12 protein-coding genes are annotated in these 12,908 nt (G+C 35.5%); 5 read left to right on the top strand and 7 right to left on the bottom strand.

From position 1 onward, the window contains the following. Nucleotides 1-14 precede the first annotated feature (14 nt). Nucleotides 15-473, bottom strand: coding sequence for a threonine/serine exporter family protein (locus RTW14_RS12475; protein WP_312651864.1), 459 nt, complete (start codon nt 471-473; stop codon nt 15-17). Further along, nucleotides 470-1,252, bottom strand: a complete 783-nt coding sequence (locus RTW14_RS12470; RefSeq protein WP_312651862.1) for a threonine/serine exporter family protein — start codon at nt 1,250-1,252, stop codon at nt 470-472. The genes RTW14_RS12475 and RTW14_RS12470 overlap by 4 nt, the downstream gene beginning before the upstream one ends. Nucleotides 1,253-1,446: 194 nt before the next feature. On the opposite strand from RTW14_RS12470, the gene RTW14_RS12465 reads away from it, so the two are divergent. From RTW14_RS12465 to RTW14_RS12455, 3 genes are all read left to right on the top strand, one after another. Continuing rightward, the gene (locus tag RTW14_RS12465; RefSeq protein WP_312651860.1) at nt 1,447-1,602 is read left to right on the top strand and encodes a hypothetical protein; all 156 of its coding nucleotides are present in this window, start codon (nt 1,447-1,449) and stop codon (nt 1,600-1,602) included. Between the two features lie 292 nt (nt 1,603-1,894). Next, the gene (locus RTW14_RS12460) at nt 1,895-2,815 is read left to right on the top strand and encodes a DMT family transporter (RefSeq protein WP_312651858.1); all 921 of its coding nucleotides are present in this window, start codon (nt 1,895-1,897) and stop codon (nt 2,813-2,815) included. Between the two features lie 71 nt (nt 2,816-2,886). Next, nucleotides 2,887-3,594, top strand: a complete 708-nt coding sequence (locus RTW14_RS12455; RefSeq protein WP_312651856.1) for a pseudouridine synthase — start codon at nt 2,887-2,889, stop codon at nt 3,592-3,594. Nucleotides 3,595-3,652: 58 nt separating this feature from the next. On the opposite strand, the gene RTW14_RS12450 is transcribed toward RTW14_RS12455, so the two are convergent. Further along, nucleotides 3,653-6,763: an efflux RND transporter permease subunit gene (locus RTW14_RS12450; protein WP_312651854.1), complete on the bottom strand. Its 3,111-nt coding sequence runs from the start codon at nt 6,761-6,763 to the stop codon at nt 3,653-3,655. Next, a complete protein-coding gene (locus tag RTW14_RS12445; RefSeq protein ID WP_312651852.1) occupies nt 6,750-7,817 on the bottom strand; it encodes an efflux RND transporter periplasmic adaptor subunit in 1,068 nt (355 codons plus the stop codon). The genes RTW14_RS12450 and RTW14_RS12445 overlap by 14 nt, the downstream gene beginning before the upstream one ends. Nucleotides 7,818-8,111: 294 nt before the next feature. Between RTW14_RS12445 and RTW14_RS12440 the strand changes: the two genes are divergently transcribed. Continuing rightward, nucleotides 8,112-9,182 (top strand): sensor histidine kinase, encoded by a 1,071-nt coding sequence (locus RTW14_RS12440; RefSeq protein ID WP_331654444.1) that lies wholly within the window; start codon nt 8,112-8,114, stop codon nt 9,180-9,182. Between the two features lie 110 nt (nt 9,183-9,292). On the opposite strand, the gene RTW14_RS12435 is transcribed toward RTW14_RS12440, so the two are convergent. Continuing rightward, complete coding sequence (locus RTW14_RS12435; RefSeq protein WP_312651850.1) at nt 9,293-10,258, bottom strand: helix-turn-helix transcriptional regulator; 966 nt, start codon at nt 10,256-10,258, stop codon at nt 9,293-9,295. A 106-nt stretch (nt 10,259-10,364) separates the two neighbouring features. After that, nucleotides 10,365-11,579: a TolC family protein gene (locus RTW14_RS12430; protein WP_312651848.1), complete on the bottom strand. Its 1,215-nt coding sequence runs from the start codon at nt 11,577-11,579 to the stop codon at nt 10,365-10,367. A gap of 236 nt (nt 11,580-11,815) precedes the next feature. On the opposite strand from RTW14_RS12430, the gene RTW14_RS12425 reads away from it, so the two are divergent. Next, nucleotides 11,816-12,490 (top strand): response regulator transcription factor, encoded by a 675-nt coding sequence (locus RTW14_RS12425; RefSeq protein WP_312651846.1) that lies wholly within the window; start codon nt 11,816-11,818, stop codon nt 12,488-12,490. Nucleotides 12,491-12,495: 5 nt separating this feature from the next. On the opposite strand, the gene RTW14_RS12420 is transcribed toward RTW14_RS12425, so the two are convergent. Beyond that, a complete protein-coding gene (locus tag RTW14_RS12420; protein ID WP_312651844.1) occupies nt 12,496-12,777 on the bottom strand; it encodes a DUF503 domain-containing protein in 282 nt (93 codons plus the stop codon). Between the last annotated feature and the right edge of the window lie 131 nt (nt 12,778-12,908).

Below are 12,908 nucleotides of genomic sequence, written 5' to 3'. Positions count from 1 at the left end.
TTATAGCATATTTTCTATGTTTTTCTAATAATTCTTTTGAATTTTCCTTTTATTGTATAATGCATTCTAAAAAAGGAACCAACTACTAATAGGCCTACAGAAATGCTTCCTGCCATAAGAAGTGTCTCTGTGCCTGTAGTTGCAGCCTTTTCAAGCTCTCCATTTATAAGATACAAAGTGGTGTAATACATACCTGCACCAGGTACCAAAGGTATAATTCCTGGAATTATATACACCGTAGCTGTTTCCTTATATACCCTGGAAAATATGTCGGCTAGTAAGCCTACCATACATGCTCCTAAAAAGCACCCAAGTAAGGCACTTCCATAATCATTACGACAATAGGCAAATACAACCCAGCCTATTCCCCCAACCAGACTGGACATAAGAATGTTTCTCTTTGGAACATGAAATAATATGGCGAAACCTACAGTTGATACAAATCCAAATACAAATTGTAAAAAGTATGTCATATGATATCACCTCCGAATAGAACCCATAGCCTAAGCACAACGCCGGCTCCCGTAGCTAGTGAAACTGCTATAAAAAATGCTTCTGCAGCTCTTGCTAATCCAGATAACATATCACTTGCAAGAAAATCCCTTATTGCATTGGTGATTGCTACCCCTGGAACAAAGAGCATAAGGGCCCCAATAGTAATAGGTCCAGAGTTGTTTCCCAGTCCTACTGTGGTACTTAGCAATGCTAGAAATGCGGCAAATGCTGTACAACAAAAACCTTTTATAAAATAATTCGTTTCAATCTGATCAAAACCTAATGACAATAAATAACTAGAAGCCCCTATTACAAAAGCACAGGCAAAATCCTGAAGACTCCCCTTAAACATTAAACAGAAAAAAGCGCAGGCGAAAGCCGCACCCAGACTTCTTATCCAAATATTATACGGTTTACCTTGTCCTATCTGTTTCAGACGTTCCATGCCAGCTTCAATAGATAAATCCGTACTTACAAAATCTCTTGAGAACTGATTAATTTCAGATATTTTACCCAAGTCAGTTCCCGTTCCCTTTATCCTTTTAATAAAGGTGAACATTTCACTATCATCGCCTTTATCTAAAGACAAAAAAATTCCTGTTGGAGTAACAAAAACCTCCACATATGGAATATTACAAGCTCTGCATATTCTTGTAATCGTATCTTCTACCCTATAGATTTCTGCACCGCTTTTCATCATAATTTCCCCAGCGAATAAAGCCAGTATGATTATTTTTTTCTGCACTTGCTTAATCATTTTTGTAACAGCCTCCAATCAAGATCAGTAATAAAATTATAACATAAATCTATTTTTATTTTTTGGATTAATAAGATTTTTAATAAAATCATAATTTTCTCTTGACTTTTTTGGTTTATCGCTTTATTATAATAACGTAGTAAACAATTGCTGTGATGCTTTTTCATATTAATAAAAACAGGAGGATTAAAATTATGTTAACTGTTATGAAAGAAAACCCAAAGAAAGTTGTATTAGAAAAAAATTTTACAAAAGAAGAATTAAGCGCTTATAATTTATACACTATTAGCGGTTGCAGCCAGGCTAATAATGATATTCAAGAACCTGCTTTTATTGGGTGCTATCACTAGAATGTACTGTAAATAAATAATTTCATTTGACATATTCGTTTACAATAGGTACAATGGATGGTAAATCAAATAAGGAGAAAGTTTTTGATGTTATCTATAATGCACATTTTGAACAATAAATATCACTACAGAGCCAAGCAGTTATACTCTTATTTTCGTAAGGGGATAACTGCGTAATTTGCTTGTGCTCTTTTGGCAGAGAAGATTGCGTCTTGTGATTTCAAATATTTGCTATCGGAGTATAAGCCGATAGCTTTTTTATTTTTTGAAATTAAACAAGGTGGTAATTATTATGAAAAATAATCAAAAATTATATATGTATAAAAGTTTTATCCTATTACAATGTCTTATATGGGGAATAGGCAACCCCATCACGAAAATCTGCCTAAACTCAGTCACTCCCTTTTATTCTCTTACTATACGATTTACTCTTGCTTTTTTGGTATTCATCCTGTTATTCAGGAAAAAAATAATAAAAGATATTACAAAAGAAAGCCTGCCAGGGTTATTTATTATCTGTCTTTTTAATGCTGTATCTTTTATTTTTTCAACTTTATCGTTACTAGCTACTGCAGCTAACATTTCCGGCTTTCTAATGGCTTTATCCGTAGTATTTACTCCATTCTTGTCTGCTGTGGTCCTTAAGAAAAAAACGAATATTCATGTCGTCGGCGCTATTGCAATTGTAGTGGTAGGAATGTATTTTCTTTGTGGAAACAGCGGTCGATTTCAATTTGGCATGGGTGAGTTCTTTGCACTACTTAGCTCTGTATCATTGGCTGTTACTTTAACATATAGCTCAAAGTACGTCTGCAGCATAGGTCCTATGGCTCTTTCCACCGCACAAGCGGGCCTTACTGCGCTTATTTCATTAGTTTTTGCTTTATTTTTTGAAGACTCAACTATTTTATTTAGTATTCCAGCCTCAGGCTGGGGAACGCTTATTTATTTAGCTTTAGGGTGCACCTGCATAGCCTATATGCTGCAGAATCATGCATTAAAACAAGTCTCTGCAGTTTTTGTATCCCTGTCCTTTTGTATGGAACCCATTTTTACTGCTATAGCTTCTTACCCTCTTTTAGGGGAAACATTATCTGTAAAGGGAATATTAGGCGCAATACTGATTATCATAGGCACCGTCATTGCCTCCATTCTGCCATCCTATAAAGAGGAAGCTATTGAAGAAATTGCGAAACTACCAGATAGCATATAAGCATATAGATGGACTTTTGTGTATTTTTTTGATATACTACATCCATACTAATAGGTAGGAGAATTTATATCATGAGATTGAATAAATACATTGCGCAGGCTGGTTTGGCCAGCAGACGTAAGGCAGACGAATTTACTGCCAACGGAAACGTTAAAATAAATGGATTAGTAGTCAAAGAACTTGGATATGATGTGAAGGATGGTGACGTAGTTGAAGTAAATGGCCGAAAAATAGATACTCTAAAACAAAAGCCAGTTTACATTATGCTAAATAAGCCTCTTGGATACATCACCACTTCGGAAGATGAAAAAGGCCGTCTTACGGTTCAGGACTTAGTTTCTGATGTGGATGCCAGACTTTTTGCTATAGGCAGACTGGATTATAATACTTCTGGTATGCTGCTTATGACAAATGACGGAGATATGGCCTATAAACTAACCCATCCTAAACATCACATTTATAAGACTTATCGTGCCAGAGTATCTGGAGTACTTTCGAACGAAAGGATTGCAAAACTTAAAAATGGTGTTGATATTGGAGGTTTTGTTACTTCAAAAGCAAATGTCAAAGTTATCAAACAAGGTGACCGCTCTGCTATCGTGGAAATTCAGATTTATGAAGGAAAAAACCGACAGGTGAGAAAAATGTTTGCCGCAGTGGGCAACAAAGTTCAGGAACTTGAAAGAATTGCAATCGGAGAACTGTATTTAGGCAGACTGATGGTAGGCCATTACCGCAAACTTGCACCTAAAGAAATTGAATACTTAAAAAACTGCTAGTTTCCTAGCAGTTTTTTATTTATCCTTAAATTTTCCTTGTATATTTAAACATTGCCCTCTATATGCCTACCTTCATATCCTGTTCACGAATAATATCTTGTTTACGCGCTTTTTTCCTATACATGATTGAATAGTATACTGGCAGCATAATTAGAGACAATATGGTTGATGCTATTAGCCCCCCAACATTTACCAGTGCTAGGCCCTGCATCATTTGCCCGCCGTCACCAATAGCCATAGCCATTGGCATCATAGATACGATAGTCGTCAATGTAGTCATAAAAATTGGTCTCATACGCGTTACAGCTGCCTCTATAAGTGCTTTTTCAAGAGGCATTTCTGCTCTATACTGGTTCACTGTGTCCACATATAGTATTCCATTATTTACTACTGTTCCCACTAGCATCAAGAACCCTAGTAGAGAAACCATACTTATAGGTACATTAAATAGGAACAGCAGTAAGAACGATCCTATTAATGCGAATGGGATGGTGGTCATAACCATAAATGAAAATCTTGGGGATTCAAATTGAGCTGCCATTACTACAAAAATAAGGAATATTGCAGTTGCTATAGCTGTACCTAAAGATGCAAACTCTTTATTCATTGACTTATTTACAGAGTTTAATCCCATAGAAACAGTTCCTGTCATATATTTTTGGGCAACTTCTTTATCAAGAATCATCTTAGTATCTTTACCTGCTTTATCTGTATAATCTGCACTTATAGTTACCTTATACTGTTTGTCTTCCCTTGAGATTGAACTAGGACTGTCCTGATAATGGATATCCGCTACATCCGATAAAGCCACGGCACCGCCTTTTCCATCCGAAAGTACAATGCCCTGAACCTTATCAAGGGTATCATATTCACCCTCTGCAAACTCAACTTTTACATCTGTATCTTCCCCGTTAACTTTCATACTGGTAGCTTTTACTCCACTTAACATATTGTTTACGGACTGTCCAATCTGTATTGGCGATAGTCCTTCAGCTTTAGCCTGTACAGAGTCTACCGATATTTTCACTACTGGTGCAGCGTTTTCTAAACTTGAATGAACTTTTGTCACTTCTGATCTTTTCATCAGTTCTTTAACAATTTTGTCTGAAGCCTGTTTTACGTCATCATATTGTGTACTTTTTATGATCAATTCATATCCTTCACTCATTTTCATACCTGACATAGAGGAACCTACTTCTAAAGTAATGTTACAATTCTTGATAGCATTCATAGGCGCTTTCCATGAATTCTTCACAGCTTCCAGATCTTTAACATTATCCTTTATATATGCTTTTAAGGTTGCTTTTGAAGTTCCTTCTAAGGAAAGTCCTCCACCTCCATATGTAACCATATATGATTCTACATTTTTATCTTTCGCCACTACTTTTTCAGCTTGCTTTAATATTTTATCTACATTTTCTATACTTAGACCTGGTCTCGTCTCTATCGATACAGAAATTGATCCATCATCAGTTGTGCTCATCAATTCCATACCTAACTGTGAAGCCAATACAAATGCAATTAATAAAAGTGATATAGATACAAGCATTACTGTTTTACGTTTTGGCAAAATAGCTTTCATAATCCTTCTGTATTTTGCCTGCAGTATCCTAATTGGTCTTTGAGCAGGTGCTTTTAATTTTTCCTGTGGTCTGTACATGTAATAACAAAGTGGTACTATAGTAACCGCAGAAAGGAATGAGGCTAACATACAAAATACTATAGTGAACCCTAATGGTTTAAACATTTGACCTGTCATGCCTTCTAAAAATGCCAGTGGAAGGAATACAACACAAGTTGTAGCTGTTGATCCAAGAATTGACATCATTACTGTTTTTGTTCCATCAATAGCTGCAGATTTATAACTTCTGCTTAACAAGCTCCCTTTGTTGGCCGCATCTATATACCCTGAATCATACTCATCATCAGGAATTGAAGTGATAGATCTAAAGCAGCTTTCCAGCACTACTATTGAGTTATCTACCATCATACCAACCCCAAGCACCAGAGCTCCCATGGTTATGACATTTAATGAAAAGCCTAATCGATTCATCATAATCAAAGCAACAAATATAGAAACCGGAATTGAACTTCCTACTATCATTGAAGCTTTTATATCACCAAAGAAAAGGTATATAATAAACATTGAAACCACAACAGCCATAATTAAAGTTTCAAGTACTGAAGTCAACGAACTCATAATATCATCTTTTGTATCACTTACCACTATGATATCAAGATTTTTATCGGCATTTTCCAGTTGCTCAACTACCTTCATTACTGAATTAGAAACTTCTACTGCACTGTTGCTCTGCTGTTTCTTAATGGATACAGAAATCGTATCTTCACCATTATATCGGCTGATACTGCTTTGATCATCCAATGCCTCATAAACTGTAGCTACATCCTGTAGTTGCACTACACTACCGTTTGGTACATTAATAGGAATCTCATTCAAACTTTCCAAATCATCGTAATCAGCACCAGTAGTAACAGAATATTTCATGTCTCCAGTCTTAGTACTTCCTGCTGGATATGAAAAATCCCCATTTGCAATTGCCTGAGATATATCACTCATTTTAATTCCAAATTGATTTAATTTCTCTGAATTAAGTTCAATTTTTATATATGAACCCTGCCCTCCAGAAACATCAACACTGGCTACAGAGCTGATTTTTTCAAATTCAGGGACAATTTTCTTATCTACATAGTCATAAAGATTAGTTTGAGCTTTATTACTTACAGACATGGTTACTACCGGCGAATCATTGATGTTAAGCTCCATAATATTAGGAGTTCCTGCATCATCCGGCAGTTCATCTGTAAGCCCGTCTATTTTTTTCTTTAAATCTATATAAGCCTCATCAATATCCGTACTATATTCGTACTGAATCATAACAATAGAGCTATTTTCATTAGAAGTAGAGGTTACACTATCTAATCCACTTAAAGTATTAACCGCATCTTCTATAGGCTGAGTGACCAGCTCATCTATATCTTCAGGACTTGCTCCTGCATAAACAGTGTTTACAATCATAATGGGCATATTCATTTCAGGGATTTGCTCTAAAGTGCTGCTGGCTACTGAAGATAATCCGAATACAACCAGACAAAGTACACATAATACTGCGGTTACAGGCCTTTTCAATACAAATTTAGTTAACCCCATTTACAGATGCCCCCTCATAAAGTTCCGAACTCCATGTTGATATAACCTTGTCAGAATTACTCAAACCCGAAATAACTTCTATATTTTTATCGTCGGATATTCCAGCTTCAATAAAGACTTTATGTGCCTTTTCTTTCTCATATGTATAAACAAGTGCCTTGCCATTTTCATAATAAACAGCATCTGCAGGTATAGTCATTACATTTTCTACTTTATCTGATGTCACATAAACCTTTGCTGACGTTCCTGTTGCTAAAGGAGCCTTGGAATCAAGAGTTGCTTTTACTTTAAATAAACCAGAAGCTTGATCTACCATAGTACTGATTTCGCTGATAGTCCCTTCATATTTAGTGCCACTCTTCTCTAATACCAGCTTATCTCCAATCTGCATCTTTTTTATAATTCTTTCAGTCGCATCAAAAGATACAACTTTTTCACTGCCACCTGATATAACACAAAGCTTTGTCTGTGGGCCAACATTATCATAAACCTCTACATCACATGATTCCAGCAAGCCACTGGTTGAAGCTGTAATTGTGCTGTAACCTGACTGGTTATTATAATCATTTACCGCTGATTCATAGGATAATTGTGCCCTTGATAATGCATTTTTAGCGTCTTCATAACTTTGAGTAGAAATATCTCCACTTGCATAAAGTGCTTGTGCTCTTTCCATGGCAGTCTTTGCATCTGATAAGGTTACCTGCTGGGTCTGCATACTAATTCTCGTTGATTCTAACTGTTTATTTTCAATAGTGCATATCACCTGTCCTGCTGCAACAGTCTGACCGGCTTTAACCTTTACACTAGTCACTTCTCCTGATATCTCTGGGTAAACTTCCTCCACCTTAGAAGGTTCTACCGTTCCTATAAGAGAACTTGTGAGTTCTATATTGCCTGTCTTAGGTTTTACAACCTCCACTGTTGGCGGTGTAGCTTCTTCATATGTTGACTGCCTTCCCTCAAGTATTCTAGGCGCAATTGCTATAGCAAGCACAATTATTACTACGGCAATAATTATTATTTTCATCTTGCCTTTTAATTTACCTTTCATATATACTCCCTTCATTATTACATTTGCGTTTTCTTTTTCCATAGTTTTTGTTTATTAGAGTGGCAGCCAAAACTTATAACGAAATTGGGCTTTGTATTTTAGCGGGTAAACTTTATTACAAATAATGGTCTTGGATCTGCCACATATACAACAATAAAGTATAATTAGAAACTGAATATAAACAAAATGGTAAATTTTAATAATTATTTTATTGTTCATTTAATTTTGTTTACATTGGTGTAATAAAGCTATGCTAAAATAGTCTTAATTTAAAGTTAAAGGATGGTGTATAGAATGGAAAACCGTTTGATGCGGCTGAGATCAAAGATTTTTTTTAACATAGGCAAAAAGGCCCTGGCATTGGTCCTGTCACTTCATGTTTTTATAGTACTGTTATTGACCATGACCATTGTAGGTTTTACTATATTTTTTATGTTTAAACACGGTCTTTTAAATAAACTATCTGAACCAAGCATATTAGGACCAATTATAGTCCTCATAATAAGTAGTACCATTGTAGGCACTACATTAACAGCAATGTTAAGCAGAATTCCATTAAAGCCTATCCGTAACATAGTAAAGGCTTTTAATAAAGTCGCCAATGGTGACTTTACTGTCAGACTTCCCATCTCTTCAATTGAAGAGTTTAATGTATTTGCAAAAAGCTTTAATCGTATGGTAGAAGAGCTGGGCAGCTTAGAAATGCTTCGTTCTGATTTTGTAAACAATTTTTCTCATGAATTTAAAACGCCCATTGTTTCACTCCGGGGATTTGCTAAGATTTTAAAAAATTCCAATTTAACAGAAGAAGAACGGAATGAATACTTAGATATTATTATTAGTGAATCCGACCGTTTATCCGAACTTGCTACTAATGTTTTAACGCTTACGGCTATAGAAAATCTAAATATTATTTCTTCAAAATCAGAATTTGATTTATCAGAACAAATTCGTCGAAGCGTATTAATGCTTGAATCTAAATGGTCTGATAAAAAACTAGAACTAATTATAGATTTAGATGATATTTCTTATATTGGCAATGAAGATTTATTAAATCAAATATGGATTAATCTGATCGACAATGCAATTAAGTTTTCTCCTGGGAATGGAAAAATCAAAATCAAACTTAAAACATGCGAGAAGGAGATTATTTTCAAAGTTATGGATAATGGCTATGGCATAGATGAGGAAAAGCAAAAACATATTTTTGACAAGTTCTATCAAGGTGATCAATCTCATTCAACAGAGGGTAATGGTTTAGGCCTGGCTATTGTAAATAAAATTGTTAAACTTCATGGTGGCAAAATTATAATAGAAAGTGAAGCTGGAGTTGGCACCGTGTTTACGGTAACGCTTCCTCTTTAAGGATAGCCGATACTTGAACAAGGATGGTGAGAATAGAAAGTGGGCAGCCAAGCCAATAACGGCGAGGTTGCCCACACTTTCGTAGTAATGAAGATTAGCTTTAGCAGCGCCTACTTCCGCACCGGTCTGATATACTTCCAAAACCGCTCCGGATTAAATGAAAAGTAAATTATTCTGCCTGGGGAAGTATCAAAGCAGTAGCCGGTGCCTGCAAAATCAAAAGTTGCCATTGCCTTTTCCATCTTTTCCTCCACACTACGATTTTCCTGCTCATAATTGAATGGTCCATGTTCAAAAACAATATACTCGGCTTCGGGAACATCAATCATTAGCATTTGTGATGGTACTTCGCCTTTATAATCAAAAGGAAGGCGTACACCATAACACTCTGTACGGGGAATACCCCAATCGCAGAGTCTGCCGTCCGGGTCATTATTGTATGCCATAATCTGACCGTTGCCGCTGTTAGGTTCACTCCCACCATCATCATCCAATTTGCCCTTGATACTATCAAGTAAGCCACAAATTGTTTCGCAGTCCTGTCCCGGAATAAAACTTTGCTTTTGCCAAAAATCCCAATAACCATTACTCTCATAGTTTTTAATGTGCAAAAATTTGTGTGCGGGAATGGTTACAAAATAAATTTTAATATCCTCTGTAGATTTCATCATGCCAATCTCTCCAAGTCCTAAAAAGTAGCGGTCGAAAGGGTTCATTTTTGTACGAAGGACCACAGGCTTAGGCTTTTTTCGATATTCACTTGGAGTTATACCATATGACCCCTTGAAAGCTCTGGTAAAAGCTTCATGTGATGAAAAACCATAATCAAAAGCAATATCCAAAATGCTTTTTTCACTATCCCGAACCTCTTTTAGCGCAAAGGCTAACTTTCTAAGTCGCAAATAATCTCTAAACTGTATACCCGATATTTCCTTAAATTTTCTGGTAGTATGAAATTCAGAATAACCCAGCTTGTGAGAAAGAACCCGTAGCGTCAGTGCTTCATCGTGATGATGTCTGATACACTCGTCAATTTCATCAACCATTATTTGAATTTTCTTGTGCCACTCGTACATTCGTCTGTTCACCTCGTTTCAATCACCCTATAAGAATTATAACGTAATGAAAATAGCATTGCTTGATTTTACTTGCGGAAATCGCTTTACAATCATATTTTTTGTTCTATAAATTTGCTGCTACCGTCCCAACTCCCATGGATAAGTTATAAGTCTCTACTGCAAGCTTAAAAGAAAGCAATGCATTTGCCTGATTTAGTTTTGCATTATTTAAAGCAAGCTGTGCCTGCTGAACATCAGAAATAGTTACCATTCCCAAATTATACTTTCTAGTTGTCGTATTCAATGTATCCTCCGCACTCTTTAACGTACTCTTCCCTGTTTGAACCGAATTATAGGCATCCATCATGGAGTCATATTTCTTTCTTACGTCCAGTTCTATATCTGTAGGTTTATTTTGATTAGCAATTTCAGCATTTAAAAGTAGTGTTTTAGCACTTATGTATTTAGATGAACTGGAAGGATACGCCTTGTAGCTGTTGAGATTTAATTGGGAGATTTTAGCATTGTAAGCTGCTTCTTTCATTTCAAGTCTATTCTTTAAAGCAGATGCAATTGCGTCTGTCAAACTTGTTTTTGGTAATTCAATCTCCTGAATTTGGTCAGTCAGAACCACCTCCTGAGAAATATCATATCCTAAGTATGAATTAAAATTTAAGCTTAATTGCTGCAAGCCGTTTTGAGTTGCTTCTAACTGAGTTTGAGCATCTTTTACAGCTCTTTCAGCATTATCTACGTCACTTTTAGATACCGTTCCAACCTGATATTTTCGCTTAGTAGTCTCTAAAAAGTCTTTCTTCAGTTGTAAACTTTCTTTCGCAATTCCAACCTGAGTTTCTGTATTCTTTAATGTAAAATACTTCTGAAAAGCCTCCTGCTTCATTGCATTTACCCTTGCTTGATTATTGGACTCAAGCATTAAGTTTGCAAAATCACGTCTTTCTTGAGCCACTAATTTATTGGAAGAATCATATCCAGCAATAATAGCATCTGACTTTTCCATTTTACTAAAACTACTTGCCGTTTCGCTGTAGCCTTTAGCCACACTTTGATCCGTCTGTTTTTGTAATTTTATCAATTCCATAGTCTTACTGCCTTCCAATTTTTTATAGGCATCGTCTAAAGACAAGTTTACTTTTTCCAGCTTGATTGCTGGCTGAGTTGTTTCAACTTGTGTTATTGCACTTCCTGTCGTCGCACTTTGTGTAGTTAAGCTGTCTGCCTTTACACTATCCACTGTTTCAGCCGAAGACAGTATAGGGATAAACATTGTTGATACCATACATGCTGATAAAATCCACATAACATACTTTTTCTTCATTCTTAATTTCTCCTTTTAATTTCTAGAATTTTTAGATAAAGGAGCAAAAGCTTGCCCACTAAACTACTTTCAATATGTAGTATTGTATAAAAGAAAGATTAACTGAAGATAAATTTTCCAAAAGTTTATCTTCAATTAATCTTTTACATTTATGATAATAAAAAAGTATTTTAATAATATTGATTGGTAATAAAGATATTTTATTGTAAAATTGTACTGTAGCAGGAGGTAGAATAATGTTTCGAGTATTAATAGTAGAAGATGATACAAACACAAGGAAGTTAATGAAAGCTGTTTTATCAACTAATGGTTATATGACATTTACCGCCTCTGACGGACTTGAAGCATTAGGAATTTTAGATACAGAGCATATTGATTTAATTATTCTTGATGTTATGATGCCTAATATGGATGGTTATGAGCTTACAGAAGAGCTGAGGGCTTCTGGCTATCAATTACCTATTTTAATGGTAACGGCCAAACAAATGCCTGCTGACAAAAAAAAGGGTTTTATTGTAGGTACGGATGACTATATGACAAAGCCCGTAGACGAAGAGGAAATGCTTCTAAGAATTAAAGCCCTGCTGCGACGGGCACAGATTGTAAATGACCATAAACTTATTATTGGAGAAGTTGTGTTAGACTATGACGCTTTAACTGTATCACGAGACGGCGAGAATCAGACATTACCGCAAAAGGAATTTTATTTATTATATAAATTACTAGCTTATCCTAATAAAATATTTACCCGTATTCAACTGATGGATGAAATATGGGGTATGGAATCAGAATCGACAGATTATACAGTAAATGTCCATATCAATCGGTTAAGAAAAAGATTTGAAAAATATCCCGAATTTACCATAGAAACTGTGCGTGGACTAGGTTATAAGGTGGTAAAAAACGTATAGACAAATTATAAAATTTCGCGGTTAACAGAAACTACTTCCGCCTCAGTATTACTCTCTACAAAGTTCAGGACATTATCCAGAATACTGTTTGCATGAGCCGTTTCATCTGTTACGCAGGATATTCCTATAACAATTGCCTGATGCATATCCTGCTTATCCACCTCTGCTATTGATATGTTAAATTTGTTTCCTGCCTTTGCACATATACTTTTTACAACCATGCGTTTTTCCTTTAGGGAATGTACCCATGGAGCATGTAGTTCTATTATCATGGTTCCTATAATCATAAAGTCGTATCCTCCGTCTGTTTACTATATTATATGTCAATGGTTATCATTCTATCATAGATTACTTATTAATTCACTAACCAACAGATTTAAAGCATTAAAATACTTTCCAGCTAATTTGGAACTTCTTT

The organism is Aminipila sp. (assembly GCF_032051575.1).
Lineage (GTDB): Bacteria > Bacillota > Clostridia > Peptostreptococcales > Anaerovoracaceae > Aminipila.
The sequence above is the reverse complement of the archived record's forward strand: the minus strand, read 5'-3'. Positions and strand labels throughout refer to the sequence as shown.

What these genes read in the sequence shown, in the direction of transcription:
- RTW14_RS12475 (WP_312651864.1), bottom strand. Translation starts at nt 473, where the DNA reads ATGACATACTTTTTACAATTTGTATTTGGATTTGTATCAACTGTAGGT.
- RTW14_RS12470 (WP_312651862.1), bottom strand. Translation starts at nt 1,252, where the DNA reads ATGATTAAGCAAGTGCAGAAAAAAATAATCATACTGGCTTTATTCGCT.
- RTW14_RS12465 (WP_312651860.1), top strand. Translation starts at nt 1,447, where the DNA reads ATGTTAACTGTTATGAAAGAAAACCCAAAGAAAGTTGTATTAGAAAAA.
- RTW14_RS12460 (WP_312651858.1), top strand. Translation starts at nt 1,895, where the DNA reads ATGAAAAATAATCAAAAATTATATATGTATAAAAGTTTTATCCTATTA.
- RTW14_RS12455 (WP_312651856.1), top strand. Translation starts at nt 2,887, where the DNA reads ATGAGATTGAATAAATACATTGCGCAGGCTGGTTTGGCCAGCAGACGT.
- RTW14_RS12450 (WP_312651854.1), bottom strand. Translation starts at nt 6,763, where the DNA reads ATGGGGTTAACTAAATTTGTATTGAAAAGGCCTGTAACCGCAGTATTA.
- RTW14_RS12445 (WP_312651852.1), bottom strand. Translation starts at nt 7,817, where the DNA reads ATGAAAGGTAAATTAAAAGGCAAGATGAAAATAATAATTATTGCCGTA.
- RTW14_RS12440 (WP_331654444.1), top strand. Translation starts at nt 8,112, where the DNA reads ATGGAAAACCGTTTGATGCGGCTGAGATCAAAGATTTTTTTTAACATA.
- RTW14_RS12435 (WP_312651850.1), bottom strand. Translation starts at nt 10,258, where the DNA reads ATGTACGAGTGGCACAAGAAAATTCAAATAATGGTTGATGAAATTGAC.
- RTW14_RS12430 (WP_312651848.1), bottom strand. Translation starts at nt 11,579, where the DNA reads ATGAAGAAAAAGTATGTTATGTGGATTTTATCAGCATGTATGGTATCA.
- RTW14_RS12425 (WP_312651846.1), top strand. Translation starts at nt 11,816, where the DNA reads ATGTTTCGAGTATTAATAGTAGAAGATGATACAAACACAAGGAAGTTA.
- RTW14_RS12420 (WP_312651844.1), bottom strand. Translation starts at nt 12,777, where the DNA reads ATGATTATAGGAACCATGATAATAGAACTACATGCTCCATGGGTACAT.